Annotated in this window: 20 protein-coding genes; 4 read left to right on the forward strand and 16 right to left on the reverse strand. The window is 71.9% G+C overall.

Annotation, left to right across the window (positions count from 1 at the left end; translation table 11 throughout):
* The first annotated feature begins 6 nt into the window (after nt 1-6).
* A complete protein-coding gene (locus tag ACQPZA_RS31485) occupies nt 7-591 on the forward strand; it encodes a uridine kinase (protein ID WP_433275703.1) in 585 nt (194 codons plus the stop codon).
* 19 nt (nt 592-610) lie between these two features.
* Here ACQPZA_RS31485 and ACQPZA_RS31490 read toward each other — a convergent pair whose 3' ends face one another.
* The 9 genes from ACQPZA_RS31490 to ACQPZA_RS31530 all read right to left on the reverse strand — a co-directional run bounded on the left by ACQPZA_RS31490 (nt 611) and on the right by ACQPZA_RS31530 (nt 8,072).
* Complete coding sequence (locus ACQPZA_RS31490) at nt 611-1,120, reverse strand: GNAT family N-acetyltransferase (RefSeq protein WP_433275704.1); 510 nt, start codon at nt 1,118-1,120, stop codon at nt 611-613.
* Between the two features lie 20 nt (nt 1,121-1,140).
* On the reverse strand, nt 1,141-1,956 hold the full coding sequence (locus tag ACQPZA_RS31495; protein WP_433275705.1) for an SRPBCC family protein: 816 nt from the start codon (nt 1,954-1,956) through the stop codon (nt 1,141-1,143).
* The gene (locus ACQPZA_RS31500) at nt 1,953-2,261 is read right to left on the reverse strand and encodes an ArsR/SmtB family transcription factor (RefSeq protein ID WP_433283074.1); all 309 of its coding nucleotides are present in this window, start codon (nt 2,259-2,261) and stop codon (nt 1,953-1,955) included. Before ACQPZA_RS31500 ends, ACQPZA_RS31495 begins: the two co-directional genes overlap by 4 nt.
* Nucleotides 2,262-2,307: 46 nt before the next feature.
* Entirely contained in the window at nt 2,308-3,132 is an 825-nt protein-coding gene (locus ACQPZA_RS31505) for a carbon-nitrogen hydrolase family protein (protein ID WP_433275706.1), read from the reverse strand.
* 11 nt (nt 3,133-3,143) lie between these two features.
* Complete coding sequence (locus ACQPZA_RS31510; RefSeq protein ID WP_433275707.1) at nt 3,144-3,992, reverse strand: carbon-nitrogen hydrolase family protein; 849 nt, start codon at nt 3,990-3,992, stop codon at nt 3,144-3,146.
* A gap of 149 nt (nt 3,993-4,141) precedes the next feature.
* Complete coding sequence (locus tag ACQPZA_RS31515; RefSeq protein ID WP_169399708.1) at nt 4,142-4,654, reverse strand: MSMEG_0572/Sll0783 family nitrogen starvation response protein; 513 nt, start codon at nt 4,652-4,654, stop codon at nt 4,142-4,144.
* Nucleotides 4,655-4,703: 49 nt separating this feature from the next.
* On the reverse strand, nt 4,704-6,056 hold the full coding sequence (locus ACQPZA_RS31520; RefSeq protein WP_433275708.1) for an MSMEG_0569 family flavin-dependent oxidoreductase: 1,353 nt from the start codon (nt 6,054-6,056) through the stop codon (nt 4,704-4,706).
* A 57-nt stretch (nt 6,057-6,113) separates the two neighbouring features.
* On the reverse strand, nt 6,114-7,664 hold the full coding sequence (locus ACQPZA_RS31525) for an amino acid permease (RefSeq protein WP_433275709.1): 1,551 nt from the start codon (nt 7,662-7,664) through the stop codon (nt 6,114-6,116).
* 123 nt (nt 7,665-7,787) lie between these two features.
* The gene (locus ACQPZA_RS31530) at nt 7,788-8,072 is read right to left on the reverse strand and encodes a hypothetical protein (protein ID WP_433275710.1); all 285 of its coding nucleotides are present in this window, start codon (nt 8,070-8,072) and stop codon (nt 7,788-7,790) included.
* Nucleotides 8,073-8,121: 49 nt separating this feature from the next.
* Here ACQPZA_RS31530 and ACQPZA_RS31535 point away from each other — a divergent pair, with 49 nt between their 5' ends.
* Complete coding sequence (locus ACQPZA_RS31535; RefSeq protein WP_433275711.1) at nt 8,122-8,436, forward strand: hypothetical protein; 315 nt, start codon at nt 8,122-8,124, stop codon at nt 8,434-8,436.
* Between the two features lie 21 nt (nt 8,437-8,457).
* Here the strand turns inward: ACQPZA_RS31535 and ACQPZA_RS31540 are convergent, their stop codons facing one another.
* The 6 genes from ACQPZA_RS31540 to ACQPZA_RS31565 form a co-directional block, all read right to left on the reverse strand.
* Nucleotides 8,458-9,378, reverse strand: coding sequence for a cation diffusion facilitator family transporter (locus ACQPZA_RS31540; protein ID WP_433275712.1), 921 nt, complete (start codon nt 9,376-9,378; stop codon nt 8,458-8,460).
* Between the two features lie 68 nt (nt 9,379-9,446).
* Nucleotides 9,447-10,658: a mannose-6-phosphate isomerase, class I gene (gene manA, locus ACQPZA_RS31545; protein ID WP_433283076.1), complete on the reverse strand. Its 1,212-nt coding sequence runs from the start codon at nt 10,656-10,658 to the stop codon at nt 9,447-9,449.
* A gap of 7 nt (nt 10,659-10,665) precedes the next feature.
* Nucleotides 10,666-11,793 (reverse strand): hypothetical protein, encoded by a 1,128-nt coding sequence (locus tag ACQPZA_RS31550; protein ID WP_433275713.1) that lies wholly within the window; start codon nt 11,791-11,793, stop codon nt 10,666-10,668.
* Nucleotides 11,790-12,011 carry a Trm112 family protein gene (locus ACQPZA_RS31555; protein ID WP_169399712.1) on the reverse strand — a complete coding sequence of 74 codons (222 nt, stop codon included), beginning with the start codon at nt 12,009-12,011 and terminating at the stop codon, nt 11,790-11,792. The genes ACQPZA_RS31550 and ACQPZA_RS31555 overlap by 4 nt, the downstream gene beginning before the upstream one ends.
* A 122-nt stretch (nt 12,012-12,133) precedes the next feature.
* Nucleotides 12,134-13,489 (reverse strand): phosphomannomutase/phosphoglucomutase, encoded by a 1,356-nt coding sequence (locus ACQPZA_RS31560; RefSeq protein ID WP_433275714.1) that lies wholly within the window; start codon nt 13,487-13,489, stop codon nt 12,134-12,136.
* Between the two features lie 51 nt (nt 13,490-13,540).
* A complete protein-coding gene (locus tag ACQPZA_RS31565) occupies nt 13,541-13,888 on the reverse strand; it encodes a DUF3499 domain-containing protein (protein WP_169399722.1) in 348 nt (115 codons plus the stop codon).
* 99 nt (nt 13,889-13,987) lie between these two features.
* Here ACQPZA_RS31565 and ACQPZA_RS31570 point away from each other — a divergent pair, with 99 nt between their 5' ends.
* Entirely contained in the window at nt 13,988-14,464 is a 477-nt protein-coding gene (locus ACQPZA_RS31570; protein WP_169399714.1) for a metallopeptidase family protein, read from the forward strand.
* A gap of 171 nt (nt 14,465-14,635) precedes the next feature.
* Here the strand turns inward: ACQPZA_RS31570 and ACQPZA_RS31575 are convergent, their stop codons facing one another.
* Entirely contained in the window at nt 14,636-14,947 is a 312-nt protein-coding gene (locus ACQPZA_RS31575) for a WhiB family transcriptional regulator (protein WP_246267691.1), read from the reverse strand.
* A gap of 245 nt (nt 14,948-15,192) precedes the next feature.
* Between ACQPZA_RS31575 and ACQPZA_RS31580 the strand changes: the two genes are divergently transcribed.
* Complete coding sequence (locus ACQPZA_RS31580) at nt 15,193-15,915, forward strand: site-2 protease family protein (RefSeq protein ID WP_312859517.1); 723 nt, start codon at nt 15,193-15,195, stop codon at nt 15,913-15,915.
* Nucleotides 15,916-15,929: the final 14 nt, after the last annotated feature.

Consider the following 15,929-nt stretch of genomic DNA (forward strand, 5'->3'; position numbering starts at 1 on the left):
CTCGTGGTGCCGATCGCCGAGGTCGCCGGCCGGGTGCTCGCCGCCCCACCGTCGTGCGGGACGACCCGGCTGGTGTGCGTCGACGGGCCGTCCGGCTCGGGCAAGACCTCGCTGGCCACCCGGCTGGCCGCGGCGCTGGGCCACCCTCCCCTGGTGCACATGGACGACCTCTACCCGGGCTGGGACGGCCTCGCCGACGCCGTGCCGCTGCTGCACGACCGGGTCGTCGCCCCGCTCGCTGCCCGGGCGCCGGCGCGGTACCGCCGTTACGACTGGGAGCTCGGGGCCTACGCCGAGGAACACGACCTGGGGGTGCCGCCCCTGCTGGTCGTCGAGGGCGTGGCGTCGGGAGCCCGGCCGGTCCGGGACTTCACGACGCTGCTGGTGTGGGTGGAGGCACCGCGGACCGAACGCTTCCGCCGCGGCATCGAGCGTGACGGCGAGAGCTACCGGCCGCACTGGGAGCGCTGGGCCCGGCAGGAGGCGGCGCACTTCGCCGAGGACGGCACCCGGGCCCACGCCGACCTGCGGGTGGACGGCGCCCCGTCGGTCCCCCACGACGTGGAGACCGAGCTCGTCCTGCTCCCCTGACCCGGTCACCTCCCGTGGGCTACGGCTCCAGCGACAGCTCGTAGAGGCTCACCATCACGCGCCGCCCCTTTCCCCACTGCAGAGCAGTCGTCGGGACCTCGACGTCGCCGCAGAACAGGAAGCCCGCGTTCTCGTAGTAGGCGCGCAGGGAGGCGTTGGTGGCGGAGCAGTCCAGGCGCAGCCGGTCGCGGCCCCGTTCCCGCGTGGCGCTCGCCGCCCAGCCCAGCAGCTCGGTACCCAGCCCGGCCACCTGCCGGCGCACGGCGAAGCGGTGCAGGTAGCCGGCACGCCCGTCGTCGGGCCACAGCGGGTCGGACCACTGCAGGGTGACGGTGGCGACGGCGGCACCGGCGCGCTCGGCGAGCCACACCTCGCCCGACCCGAGCGCCGGCTCGATCCACTCGGTGCGGAAGGCAGCGGGCCACTGCTCCACGCCGCGAGCGGCCAGCCAGTGGGCGGCGTCGTCGAGGACGGCGAGCACGGCGGGGCCCTCGTCCGGCTCAGCCCGCCGGATCCGCATCGGTTCCATCGAGCCGATCTTGCCTGTGGCTACGAGAGGGCCGCCAGGAGTTTCGCGATGCGGGCCCCGCCCGCCGCGAGCGCCGGCTGCGGGTCACCCCCGGTGCCGACGTGGGTGAGCACCATGCGAGCGCCGTGGCCGGTGCCCTCGGTCAGCTCCCAGCGCAGCCGGCCACCGGGTTCGGCGTCGTGTTCGAGCACATCGCCGTGCCGGAGGGCGCCGGGTGGCGCCTGCGCCGACAGCACGGCCCACACCTCGTCGGCAGGCCGGGTGAGCTGGCGCTCGTAGCGGACGCGCCATCCGTCGGTGGTGGTCTCGGCCGATCCGGCGTCGAGCCCGAACTGGGCGACGAACTGCTCGTGCAACGCCACGTGGTCCACACCGGGGTCGGTGCCGGGGCGCCCGTCGAGGGCGAGGTCCAGCGCCGCGATGCAGACGTGCCAGCCCGAGGCGAAGCTCGCGGCGCCGGGACGGTCGGTGAACGTGACCACGAGGACGAGCCGCGTGCCCGCGCCGTCCGGGTGGAGCTCCCACCGCAGGTGCTGGTCGTCCCAGGTGTAGGCGAACAACCGCGGCGGGTCGAGGTCGGTGACCGTGCCGTCGGCGCCGAACTCGAACTCCACCACGCCCCCGACACGCAGGTCCGGCGTCATCGCGGCCGGGAACCAGTCGGCGAGCCGCTCGGGTTCGGTGACCGCCCGCCAGACCTTCTCCGGCGCGTGCCGCAACCGGCGCTCCATGGTCAGCACCGACCGGCCGTCGACGGTCTCCAGCTTCTCGCGCTGTGCTGATGGTTCGCTCGCACTCTCGCTCCGCGCCGATGGTTCGCTCGCGCGCTCGCTCATGGTTCCTCCCGTGGCTCGGCATCCAGGTGGCGTTCGAGGGCGTCGAGCCGGTCGGCCCACATCCAGCGGTACGGGGCCAGCCACGCGTCCACCTCGGCGAGCGGGGCGGGATCGAGCTCGTACCAGCGGCGCTGGGCCTCGGCCCGCACCGTCACGAGGCCGGCGTCGCGCAGCACCCGCAGGTGCTTCGACGTGCCGGGCTGGCTCAGGCCGAGCTCCGCGGTGAGCTCCCCGACCAGGCGCGGGCGTTCCCGGAGCAGGTCGAGGATGCGTCTGCGGGTCGGCTCGGCGAGCACCTCGAACATCACGGCACGAACATACCCATCGGGCTATATAACCACAAGAGCATTTTTACTGGTAGGCGTCGGGCCTGCGCTCCTTCAGATGGGCGAGCACCCGGCGTGCCGCCGATACCGACCCCTCGACGTCCACCTCGGCCACCGCGATGCCCGCCTTCGACCACGTACGCGCCAGGATCTCGCCGTCCGGACCGACCACCTTGGCCTGGCCGAGGAACCGCATCCGGCCGGCACCGCCGGTGAGGTTCGACGACACCAGCACCACCTGGTTCTCCGCCGCCCGCGACCGGTCGTAGAGATCGAACAGCTTCGCCTGCCTGTCGTCGGCCATGCGCGACGCGCGGTTCGTGATGCTCGTCGGCCACGCCGACAGGCACGCCAGGATCTGCGCCCCGTCGAGGGCGAGAGTGCGGGCGGACTCCGGGAAGGTCTTGTCGTAGTCGACGAGCATGCCGAGCCGCCCGACCGGGGTGTCCACCGCACGGAACTCCGAGCCCGCGGCGTAGACCCGGGACTCACCGGGCGGCTGGTGCACCTTCCGGTGCAGGCCCAGCACGCCGTCGCCGCAGACACACGCCGCGGTGTTGTACCGCAGGCCGGCGTCGGCCTCGCAGAACCCGACGCAGACCACCATCTCCCTGGCCAGCTCCGCGACCGCCGCGACCTCGGGGCCGTCCGGGTCGAGTGCCGGCGGCAGGGCGGTGGGGTCGGGATCGGTGATGTCGTCGAGATATCCGCCGAGTGCGGCATCGGGCAGGACGAGGAGCTGAACGCCGTCACGGCGCGCGTGATCCACGATCGTCGCAACGCGGGACAGGTCGAACGCCAGGTCCCTCCCGAACCCGGCCGCAACGGCGCCGATCCGGATCGTTCCCACGGCCTCGGGCTTCAGGCGGCCGCGGGGCTCGGAGCCGCCGCAGCGTAGGTGTCGGGTCGCAGGTCGCGCAGGAAGCCCATGACGCGGCGGGCCGACTCCACCACCGCCGCGACATCGAGCTCGGCCACCGCGGTGCCGGCGGCGAAACCGGTGGTGGCGAGCACCTCGCCACCCGGGTCGACGACCTTGGCACTGGCCGCGAACCGCAGCGAGCCGAACGTCCCCATCTGGTTGGACGCGAGCCAGACGATCTGGTTCTCCAACGCCCTGGCCCGGTCGAAGAGGTCGAAGCGGCGCATCCACCGGTCCTGGGCCGGGTCGGGGTGGGCGTTGGTGGCGCTCAGCGGCCAGGCCGAGACCGAGACGACGATCTCGGCGCCGTCGAGCGCGAGGGCCCTGGCCGCCTCGGGAAAGGCCTTGTCGTAGCAGATCTGCATGCCCAGCCTGCCCACCGGCGAGTCGAACGCCGCGAAGCCGTCGCCCGCGCGGTAGCTCAGGTCCTCGCGCAGCGGTTGGTGCACCTTGCGGTAGTTGGCGAGCACGCCGTCGCCGGTGACGCACACGGCGCTGTTGTAGCGGGCACCCGCGTCGTCCCGCTCGCAGTAGCCGGCCACCACCACCATCTCGCCGGCCAGCGCGGCCAGGCGGCGGATCTCGGGACCGTCGGCACGCAGGGCGGGCGGGAGGTCCTCGGGGCCGTTCAGGTTCGCCAGGTAGCCGCCCAGGCAGGCCTCCGGCAGCGCCAGCAGCCGAACGCCCGACGCGCGTGCGTCGGACACCAGGGTCGAGATCCGCGAGAAGTTCTCCTCGAGATCGCGGCCGAAGGGGGCCGCGACCGCCGCCATGCGCAGCGTCGCCATGTCCGTGCTCCGTTCTCGGGGGGTTGATGAGCGGGGTGGCTCGCGGCCACGCCGTGCCGGATGGTCACGGCAGGCGAAGGGGGCGAGGATCGACCCCCGGACGACCCCCGCCCCCACCCGTGTCCGTCGAGCGCCTGAAGGCCGACGGGTCAGAACATGTAGGTCGAGTTGATGATCGCTCCCTTGCGGGCGTAGTGGATCAACGCGTCCTGCACGTCGAGCGGGTGCGTGGGGATGACACCCTCGATCAGGTCCTCCTCGCGGGCGCCGTGCAGCGAGAGACCGAAGCGGCAGCAGTAGACCTTGCCGCCCTCCTGGATGAACGTCCCCAGCGAGTTGTTGATGTTGTGCTCGCCGGGGAACGCCGAGTTGCCCGTGGTCGGGAACCCGCGGGTGGCGAGGCAGTTCAGCGAGCCGGGACCGTAGAAGTAGATCGCCGACTCGAAGCCCTTCCGCAGCGCCCGCGTGGCCTGCAGGATCGCCACGAAGCTCACGGACGACTCGTGCGCGATGCCGTGCACGAGGGTGAAGTAGGTCTCGCCGTTCTCGGCCTGGTAGTCGGGGAAGACCTTGGTGCCCCCGTAGATCGTCGAGCCCTCGGGCAGCGCCGGGTGCTGGATCTCCTCGAGGCTCTGCTTCTCGAGATCGGTCAGATCGGCCATCAGTTGCTCCTTCTGGTGGGTGGTACGACGGGATGTGCAGCGGCCCCGGCTAGGCGACGGTGCGTGGGGCGATCCAGTCCTCGTCGTCGGCAGGCGAGGTCTGGTACGGGGTGCCGGCCAGCCAGTGCAGGCCGGTGTGCACGGTGCGGTGCTGGTGGGCGACCACCTGCCGCGCGAGGTGCTCTGCATCGGCGCCGACGCCGGCGAAGCGGCCCGAGCCCCAGGTGTGCAGCCACGGCAGCCCGAGGAAGTACAGGCCGGGGCAGCTCGTGACGCCGCGCAGGTGCGTTGGGTAGCCGCGGCCGTCGAAGATCGGCAGCTCGATCCACCGGTGGTCGCGTCCGAACCCGGTGCTCCACACCACGCCGGTGACGCCGGCCGCGGCGAGGTCCAGCGTGGCCGGCTCCTCGGCCGGTTCCCAGACCGGGACGTAGCGGGGCTCGGTGGGAGCGTCGATCCCCCGGGTGGCGATGAAGGCGTCGATCGAGTCCTTGATGCCCTCCGACACCGCGTCGGCGCCGTCGAGGTTCTTGCGGAGGTCGGGAGCGAACCGCAGGAGGCCGCCGTCGATGTCCGAGAGCCGCCCGTAGAGGTGCATGCCGTCGCGGGCGAAGGCCCGCAGGTCGATGTCACGGCCGCCGTCGCGACCGGTGACGTAGTGGTTGACCCGGAACCGCACCGCGTCGGCGTCCTCGAAATCGGTGACGGCCTTGCTGTAGTAGCCCATGTCGGACAGCCACGCGACCACGTCACGGCCGCGGTAGAAGCGCGCCACCCGGGGGGCACTGCCGGTGGCGAGGTGCACGCTGCGCCCGGCGAGGTGCAGATCCTCGGCGATCTGGCAGCCGGACTGGCCGGTGCCCACCACCAGCACGTCGCCCGGCGGCAGCTGGGCGGGGTTGCGGTACTCCGACGAGTGGAGCTGGACGATGCCGGCGGGCAGCCGCTCGGCCATCCGCGGCCGCATCGGCACCTGGTACGGGCCGGCCGCCAGCACCACCTGGTCGGCGGTGAGCGTGCCCGCCGTGGTGCGGACCTCGAAGCCACCCTCCGGCCGGGCGCGCAGCCGCGTGGCCTCGACGCCCTCCACCACGGGCGCGTCGAACGACGCGGCGTAGGCCTCCAGGTAGGCGACGATCTCGTCACGGACCATGAAGCCGTCGGCGTCGTCACCCGCGTACGGATGCCCCGGGAGATCGCACTGCCAGTTGGGCGTGACCAGGCAGAACGTGTCCCACCGGCGCTTTCGCCACTCGCCACCCACCCGGTCGCGTTCCAGCACGACGTGCTCGATCGACCGCTGGGTCAGCCACCAGCTCATCGCGAGGCCGGCCTGCCCGCCGCCGATGACGACGACGGGGTGGTGGCCCCCGTCGTGGACGCTCCGCGTCGTCTCGATCACACCGACGATTACATCGAGCGCTCGTCACCGGAGCGTTTCCCCCGGAACACGCCGACGTTATGGCGTGTTGCGTGATTCTTTCCGAACGCTCACACCCTCGGCGTCGGCTCCACCGCGCCTCCCGAGCAGGGAGTGCTTGCGGCCGTACAACGCGTAGACGGCGAACCCGATCAGCATCCAGATGACGAACCGCAGCCACGTCTCGACCGTCAGGTTGAGCATCAGCCAGAGGCACGCGAGCACGGACAGCACCGGCACCAGCGGCACCAGCGGGGTGCGGAACCCGCGGTGCAGGTCCGGCCGCGTGCGGCGCAGGATCACGACGCCCACCGACACCAGAACGAACGCGAACAGCGTGCCGATGTTGACCATTTCCTCCAGCGCGCCGATCGGGAAGAACGTGGCTCCCGCGGCCACCAGGGCCCCGACGATGATTGTCGCCCGGAACGGGGTGCCCCGCGTCCTGCTCGTGCGGGCGAGGCCCTGGGGCAGCAGACCGTCGCGCGACATCGCGAAGAGCACCCTGATCTGGCCCAGCATGAGCACCATGACCACGGTGGTGAGCCCGGCGAGCGCGCCGACGGCGATCACGGTGGCGGCCCAGGTGACGCCCAGCGACTCGAACGCCGTGGCCAGGGTGGCCCGCGTGCCGTCGGGCTGGGTCTGCAGTTCGGTGTAGCGGACCATCCCGGTGAGTACCAGCGCCACAGCCACGTACAGGATGGTGACGATGGCGAGGGAGCCGAAGATGCCCCGGGGCAGCGCCTTCTGCGGGTTCTTGGTCTCCTCCGCGGTGGTGGCCACGACGTCGAACCCGATGAAGGCGAAGAACACCAGCGAGGCGGCCGCGAGGAGGCCGAACACGCCGTAGGTGCTGCTGGCCCCGCCTCCGAAGAACGAGAGCAGCGACTGCTGCAGGCCACTGGCGGTGTCCCCGCCCTCGGCGGCAGGCGGGATGAACGGGCTGTAGTTCTCGGCCTTGACGTAGCCGACGCCCACGACGATCACCAGCAGCACGATCGCCACCTTGATCGTGGTGAAGACGAGGCTGACCCGGCTCGACAGCTTGGTGCCGAGGGCGAGCAGCACCGTGAGGACCGCGACGAGCAGCAGGGCTCCCCAGTCGAGCGTGACCGGTCCGATGTCGAACGTGGTCGGCACCTCGGCGCCGAACACCAGCCCCAGGACCGTGGCCAGGTACTCCGACCAGGCCTTGGCCACCACCGCGGAGCCGACGGCGAACTCCAGCACCAGGTCCCAGCCGATGATCCAGGCGATGAACTCGCCGAAGGTGGCGTAGGAGAAGGTGTACGCGCTGCCGGCCACCGGGACGGTGGAGGCGAACTCCGCGTAGCACAGCGCGGCGAGCCCGCAGGCGATGGCAGCGAGCACGAACGCCAGCGACACCGACGGCCCGGCGACGTTGCCCGCGGTGCTGGCCGCAAGCGTGAAGATGCCGGCCCCCACCACCACGGCCACGCCGAACACGATCAGATCCCAGGTACCGAGGTCCTTGCGGAGCCTCGTGTCGGGCGCGTCCGTGTCGGCGATGGACTGCTCCACCGACTTGGTGCGCCAGATCCCGCTCTGCCTCCCCTGGACGGCCATGCCGGGAAAGCTAACTCTCGGTGCCGATCCCGGCCACCGGAAGCAATGGGCTCTCGTGTGGGCGGGTCACACGATCACCCGCGAGCCCGTGAATCGAGCGACAGTTGGGTGCGGCCTACAAGATCAATCATCCCGGCGTGATGCGCATGCATGCCCGTCGGTCGCGTAGAGCTTCCCGGGTCGAGCGGCTCGGTGCGGCTGCTCCTTGCCATCCACGAACCATGCGACGGGGTGCCGTGTACCGAGTTGGCCGATCACGAACCTGGTCACCGGCGCCGCCGGAATCCGCAAGTCCGTAGACCGGTCCTTCGCATACGCCCGCGCCCCGCGCTCGCTGATGAACACGATCTCGACGGCGCCGCTGTCATCAGGGCGGGTGGTATGGACCGAGTCGACAAGGTCGCTCACCCTGATGACCTTGCGGTGTTCGTAAGAAAGAGCGACCGACACTACCCAGATGGCGGACCCGGATGAGTCGGAGCGCGCGGCCGAGCTGGCGCGCCTCATTGCACGGGACGTCGCGACGCTCACCGACGACGAGCTGGTTGAGCTGATCCGAACGTGGGGTGAGCTGCGGAGGTCGGCGCCCGACCGGATCGGCCGCGCTGTCGCGGTCCTGTATCAACGGGACAAGTTGAGCTGGCCGGAGATCAGCCGGTTGACCGGGATCGCCGCCATGACCGCCCATGGGTGGGCGCAGCCGTACCTGACCGCGGACCACGAGACCGAGCGCGGTCCTCGCAAGGGTCGACGGCGAGAACCGGGGACCTGAGCGGCGCCGGTGGCGGCCGGGTCAGCCCGCGACGCGGGTGCGGTCGAGGTCGGGCTCGAGGTAGATCACCCTGGCGTCGGGCACCGCGGCCCGGACCCGGCCCTCGGCCTCGTTGATGCCGCGGGCGACGTCCTCGACGGACAGGCCGGGCGGCAGCGCGATCTTCGCGGCCACGAGCAGCTCCTCGGGCCCGAGGTACTGGGTCTTGATGTGGATGACCCGCTCGACGTCACCCTCCTGCAGCGCGTCGATGATCTTCGCGAGCACGGGCGGCGTGGCGCCCTCACCGACGAGCAGGCTCTTCATCTCGATGATCAGGATGATGGCGATGATGCCGAGCAGCACCCCGATGCAGATGGTGCCGAGCGCGTCGAACACGGAGTTGCCGGTGAGCACGGTGAGCCCGACGCCGAACAGCGCGAGCACCAGGCCGACGAGAGCGCCGAGGTCCTCCAGCAGCACGACGGGAAGCTCGGGCACCTTCGACTGGCGGATGAACTGCCACCACGTTCCCGAGCCCTTGAGGGGGCGTGACTCGTGGATGGCCGTGCGGAACGAGAACGACTCCAGGACGATCGCGACGACCAGGATCACCACGGCGACCAGCGGCGACGTCAGCGCCTCGTGCGACTCCAGCTTGTGGATGCCCTCGTAGAGCGCGAACACCGACCCGAGCGTGAAGAGCAGCAGCGCCACCACGAAGGAGTAGAAGTACCGGTCCCGGCCGTACCCGAACGGATGCTCCGGGGTGGCCGCGCGCCGCGCGGTGCGGCCACCGAGCAGCAGCAGGCCCTGGTTGGACGTGTCGGCCACCGAGTGCACCGCCTCGGCCAGCATGGACGACGACCCCGTGATCGCGAAGCCGACGAACTTGGCGATCGCGATGCCGGCATTGGCCAGCAGGGCCGCCACGATCGCCCGGGTTCCACCACTCGCTGCCACTGCACTCTCCTCGACCTGCGGCCCTGATCTGCGGGCGAACCCTAGCGGCCCGGGCCCGGCCTGTCCGATCAGCCCAGGCCGTCGCCGGCCAGGAACAGCTGGGTGTCCTCGGCCATGGGGATCACCGAGACCCCGGTCTCGGCCGCTGCCATCCACAAGGAGCCGCCCCGGGAGATCTCCAGCTCCTCCCCCGGTGCGCGCACGCAGGCCGAACCCGACGTGCACAGCAGGATCCGGGGGCCGCCGTCGGGCACCGTGACGGGACCGGTGGGGCCGCCCGCCCAGCGGCGCAGCAGGAACTCCTTGGCGGGGGTGTCGTAGCGGATCCACCCGCCGTCGGGGCTGCCCGTGAGCACCGGCGGGGGGCCCGCGGTGAAGTCGAGCACCCGCAGCAGCTCGGGCACGTCGACGTGCTTGGGGGTGAGCCCGCCGCGCAGCACGTTGTCGGAGTTGGCCATCAGCTCGATGCCGGCCCCGGACAGGTAGGCGTGCAGGTTGCCGGCGGGCAGGTAGAGCGCCTCGCCCGGCTGGAGCGTGACGCGGTTGAGGAGCAACGCCGCCAGCACACCCGCGTCACCCGGGTAGCGCTCCGACAGCTCGAGGACGGTGCGCGCCTCGACGTGGAACTCGCCGCCGCTGCCCGCCAACCGGACGCAGCCCTCCTGCAACGCGGGCACGAGCGTGTCCAGCATCGACTGCGGGAGGGTGATCCACGTGGTGAAGAGGGCGCGCAGGCCGTCGTGGTCCGGCTGGGCGGCGAGCAGCTCGGCGTGGCCGGCGAGCTCCGGGACCTCGAGCTCGCGCAGCAGCCGGACCGTGACCGCAGGCTCGCGGAACCCCACCAGCGCGTGGAAGTCGGTGAGGGCGCAGATCAGCTCGGGCTTGTGGTTGGGGTCGCGGTAGTTGCGGTCGGCCGCGTCGGGCGAGAGGCCTGCGGCCTCCTCGCGGGCGAAACCGGTGCGCGCCTGCTCGATGCTGGGATGGGCCTGCAGGGACAGCGGCTCGTCGGCGGCCAGCACCTTGAGCAGAAAGGGCAGGGTCGAGTCCCAGTGACCGCGGCGGTCCACCCCGAGCAGCCGCTCCGGGTCGGAGCGCAGGGCGTCGAGCAGCGATGTGTGCGAGCCGTCCGCATGCACCAGACGCGACGGGTCGCCCGGGTGCGCACCGAACCACAGCTCGGCCTGGGGGTGCGGCGAGGGCACCTCGTGGCCGAGCAGATCGGCGATCACCGTGCGCGAGCCCCACGCGTAGGCCCGCACCGGGTTGTCCAGCAGCTCCACGGTCTCGTCAGCTCTCCTCACGCCTGGCACCCCGGTACCCCGGCTCGATCGTGCGGGTGGCCAGCCCCAGGTACACCGCGGCCACGTCGAAACGCGACGCGAGCAGCCCCGCCCGCAGCACGCCCGCGTGCGCGACGCCCCGGGCCACCTCGTCCACCGGGTGCACCACGTCGGCGGACGGCCACTGCCGACCGGCGAGCCGGAGCGTGACCTGGGCGGGGTCATCCTCCCCGGTGGCGAGCAGCACGAGGCGCACGGGGGGCGCCTCGGTGGTGCCGTCGGGGTCGTCGAACGGGTCGTGGAACACATCGGCCCCGGTCGCCGCCCGGTCCAGCGACCGGACCAGCCCGGACGCGGTCGCGGCGCGCCCGACGTTGTCGGCGTGGGCCACCACACCGGCGTGCGTGGCCAGTGCCGCGGCGGCGTGGGCGGCGACCGCGGTGCCGAGCGGGTCGGTGCCCCACAACAGCGGCGTGTGCTCGGCCAGGCGCAGCGCGAGGGACTTCGCCGGGTTCATGAACGGCTCGTGGCCGGGCTGGTTGCGCTCCGCCTCGGCATCGAGCTGGTCGGCCAGCGGCTCGAGCGCGGGATGCAGTGGAGTGGTGAAGAGTTCGAGCGCTCCCGCCACGACGAGCCCGACGGCCAGCGCCCGTGGCAGGTCGAGACCCGGCGGCACCGGGATCCGCTGTTCCACCAGCCGCACCCGGCCGGCCCCGGCCGAGGCGACCGGACCGTCCGCGGGAGCCGACAGCACGACCTCGGCACCCCGGCGCACCGCGAACGCCACCCCGTCGGCGAGGTCCGCGTCGTCGGCGTCGGCGGTGTGGGCGATCACGACGTCGAGCGGTCCGACCCAGCCCGGCACGGTGTCGGCGACCACGACCGGCACGGGGCACGTCGGTCCGAGCGCCGCGGTGAGCAGGCCCGCTGCCGCGCCGGAGGTACCCGGCCTGCGCAGGAGCACCAGCGCGCGCGGCCGCGAGCCGGCGAGATCAGAGATACGGGCGTCGGCGGCCCCCTGGGCCGCTGACCGCACCTGGGCGCCCGCCGTGGCGGCACCGCGGAGCACGCCACTCGTGTCGAGGGCGGTCAGCGCCCGCGGATCGGCGAGCAGGATGTCGTCGAGCACGGTCACCCGCCGACCGCACCGGAGGTCGGGGGGTCGGCGGGCTGGATGGCCTCGTCGAGCAGCAGCACCGGGACACCGTCCACCACGGGGAAGGCGCGGCCGCACTCCGTGCAGGTGAGCACGTCGGCCGCCGGGTCGGTGGCGGTGCCTGCCCGCAGCGGGGCGTGGTCGTCGGAGGGGCAGGCCAGGATGTCCATCAGCTGGGGGTCGAGCTCTACGGCCACGGTCTACCTCTTTCTGTGCGTAACGGCTCCGCGGGGCGGATCCGTACCCCGCGATGCTGCCAGGGCGAAGCGCTCGGCGCCGGGTCCATCCGGACACGGTTTGCGTGCCCGAGGACCGTTCGCTAAGCGCGGATGACCGCGAGAACCTCGTCACGCAGCACGGCGACCGCCTCTGCGTCGGCGGCCTCGACGTTGAGCCGGAGCAACGGCTCCGTGTTCGACGCGCGCAGGTTGAACCACGACCCGTCGGGCAGCCGCACGGTGAGCCCGTCGAGCTCGTCGAGCTCGACCCCGTCGCGGCTCCCGTAGCGCTGCTTGATCGCGGCGATCCGGCCGGCCTGGTCGGCAACGGTCGAGTTGACCTCACCCGACGCGGCGTAGCGCTCGTAGCCGGACATGAGCTCCGAGATCGGCCCCTCCTGCTCGGCCAGCGCGGCCAGCACGTGCAGCGCGGCGAGCATCCCGGAGTCGGCGTTCCAGAACTCGCGGAAGTAGTAGTGCGCCGAGTGCTCCCCGCCGAACACGGCGCCGGTCTCGGCCATCGTCTGCTTGATGAACGAGTGCCCCACCCGGGTGCGGACCGGCCTGCCCCCGTGCTCGGTGACGATCTCCGGCACCGCCTGCGACGTGATCAGGTTGTGGATGACGGCGGAGCCGGGCGCCTTCGCCAGCTCACGGACGGCCACCAGCGCGGTGATGGCGCTCGGGCTGACGGGGCCGCCGAGCTCGTCGACGACGAAGCAGCGGTCGGCGTCACCGTCGAAGGCGAGCCCGATGTCGGCGCCCTCCTCCACCACGCGCTTCTGCAGGTCGACGAGGTTGGCGGGGTCGAGCGGGTTGGCCTCGTGGTTGGGGAACGTGCCGTCGAGCTCGAAGTACATCGGCACGACGTCCACCGGAAGCTGCCCCAGCACGGGCGGCACCGTGTATCCGCCCATGCCGTTGCCCGCGTCCACCACGACCCGCAGCCGCCGCCCGGCGGGCAGGTCGACGAGCCCGCGGAGGTACTCGGCGTAGCCGATGAGCAGGTCGCGCTCGGTGACGGTGCCGCCGCCGGGACCGGCAGGCACCCCCGCCTCGACGGCCTCGCGGATCTCCGTCAGGCCCGTGTCCTGCCCGATGGGGACCGCGCCCGCCCGGCACAGCTTGATCCCGTTGTACTTCGCCGGGTTGTGGCTCGCGGTGAACATCGCTCCCGGCAGGCCGAGCGTGCCGGAGGCGAAGTAGAGCATGTCGGTGCTGGCCAGACCGATCGAGACGACGTCGAGGCCCTGCCCCGTGACACCGTCGGCGAACGCGGCCACGAGTTCGGGAGAGCTGCTGCGCATGTCGTGCCCGACGACCACGGCGCTCGCGCCGTCGGAACGCACGAGTGACGCCATGGCGGCGCCGATGTCCCGGACGGTCGGGGCGTCGAGCTGGTCACCGACGACACCACGGATGTCGTAGGCCTTCACGATCGCCGACAGGTCTGCCACGGGTAAAGACCCTAGCGGGCGCCCGAACCCGCAGACGGTCGGCCGCGCCGCTCAGTCCTCTGCAGGACCCGGAAGCACCCGAAGGTGCCCTCGACGGCCGGTGCCGGTGGTGGGCACGGCGTCGACCGGCCGGTCGACCCGGCCTGCCTCCCGCACGGCCTCGGCCAGCGCGGTGAGGTCGTCGTTGCTGTGCGGGGGCGGGGCGAACTCGCCCTCGAACCGCACCACCTCCCAGCCGCGCGGCGCCGTGAGGCGGTGCGCGTGCTTGGTGCACAGGTCATAGGAATGCGGTTCGGCCTGCGTGGCCAACGGGCCTACGACCGCCGTGGAATCGGCGTAAACGTAGGTGAGCGTGGCCACCGCGAGCTCGGTGCACCCGGTCCGCGAACACCGCCGCACACTCAGCACGTCACTGACGATAGCGCTTGGACCGCCTGTCATCCCACCGCGACGCGCGGGCATCGAGCAGCGGGCCCGCGTAGCCGTAGGATCGCGCGGGTGACCACCGCGCGCCGCATCCTGCGCCGCTCGCCCCGCCGGCGGGACCGACGAGGCCGGGGCCTGCGCGGGCTGATGTATCCGGCCACCACGCCTGCCTCCCGAACCCGCGCGGAGAAGTTCGACGCGATGGTGCTGGAGGCGCTCGAGCCGATCGAGCTGCGCTGGGGCACGGAGCTCGCCGAGCTGGACCTCGCCGTCGACGAGGTGCCGGAGGTCGACGAGACGTCGCCGGACGAGGTGGTCTGGGGCCAGGGCGTGCTGGCCGACATCGGGGTGCCGCTCGCCCAGCTGGTGCCGGCGGGCGTCGACCCGGAAGGACTGCCGTCGCGGGCGCGGATCGTGCTCTACCGGCGTCCCCTCGAGGCGCGTGCGCGTGGTGGCGCCGACCTCGCCGACCTGCTGCACGAGGTGCTCGTGGAGCAGGTGGCGGAGTACCTCAACATCGAGCCCGACGCCGTCGACGGCGGCGCCTGAGGCGAGGGGCGGACACCGCCCCTGTCCGCCGGAGCGGTGGCGGTCACCGGGCCGGCAGGTGAGGACCCGATGCTCGCCCGCACAGCTGTCTCCCCGACGCTGCTGATCGGGGGGCTGCGGGCGAGACCGGGGACCGGGTGGCCAGGTCGGTTCGGGCGTCAGGCCGGGGGGCTAGGAGACGGCGCGGCGCAGTCTGCGCCGTTCCCGCTCCGACAGGCCGCCCCAGATCCCGAACCGCTCGTCGTGGGCGAGTGCGTAGTCCAGGCACTCGGCCCGCACCTCGCAGCCCGAGCAGATGCGCTTCGCCTCTCGCGTGGAGCCGCCCTTCTCCGGGAAGAACGCTTCAGGATCGGTCTGCGCGCAGAGCGCGCGCTCCTGCCAGTCCTGCTCCTCGGCATCATCCTCACCGAGCGAAACGATCCCCTCTCCGAACGGATCGAGAGCCGGAAACGGCACACCCGCCGTCGTCTCGACCAGCTCCATCGTGGCTGTGATCACGTTCACTCGCCCACCTCCCCGCACCCCGGCGAATGGCTGCCCGCGGGGATCCATCGGTACCCCACCCCTGAATAACAGCTATGTAAGTACAGCGCTGTCAGTCGGGCCTTGGCAAGCCGAAGCTGCCGTCCGGGTGATGCACTCCACCCGGTCGGTCGCGCGATCAGCACAATGGTCAGGTGCGCCACGTATCGAAGAGGGTCAGTCCGTGGTTCCTGATACTTCTGGCCGTGGCGATCGGCGGTGGCGTACTCACGGTGCTCGGCACGCCGGAGATGGTGTTCGCCGGCACATCCGTGCTGCTCACGGCCGGTGTCGTGCTCCTGGTTCTGGGGGGCTGGGCGGTGTCGCTGTGCCTCCACGAGTTCGGTCACGCGGCCGTCGCGTACCGGGGCGGCGACCTGTCGGTGCGAGACAAGGGGTATCTCACCCTCGACATCCGTCGCTACACCGATGTCGGACTGTCGTTCGTCCTCCCAATCGTGTTCCTCCTGCTGGGTGGTATTCCGCTACCTGGTGGCGCTGTGTGGATCAACCATGCGGCGATCAGGTCACGCGGCATGCGGAGCTTGGTCTCACTTGCCGGTCCCGGGATCAATTTCGTGATCGGAGCGTTACTTACGGCAGCCGTGGCGCTCGTGCCGATGCCGTACGGGCTCGCCGTCGGGCTGTCGTGCCTCGCGCTGATCCAGGTGCTCGCATTCGTCCTGAACATCCTGCCGGTGCCGGGTCTCGACGGGTTCGGGGTACTCGAGCCGTACCTCTCCCTGCCCGCGCGCCGGCTGGCGGCACAGGTGCGCCCGTGGGCCCCGATCGTCCTGTTCCTGTTGATCATCGGGGTGCCCGGCGTTGCCCAGCTGTTCTTCCAGGCGGGCGGCGCGGTCTACTCCGCGGTCGGCGGCGACTTCGGCCTCGCGGCCGAGGGGTACGACCAGCTGCTCTTCTGGCGCTGACCTGCCAGGCCCGT

It is taken from the genome of Pseudonocardia xinjiangensis, assembly GCF_050948425.1.
Taxonomy (GTDB): Bacteria; Actinomycetota; Actinomycetes; order Mycobacteriales; family Pseudonocardiaceae; genus Pseudonocardia; species Pseudonocardia xinjiangensis.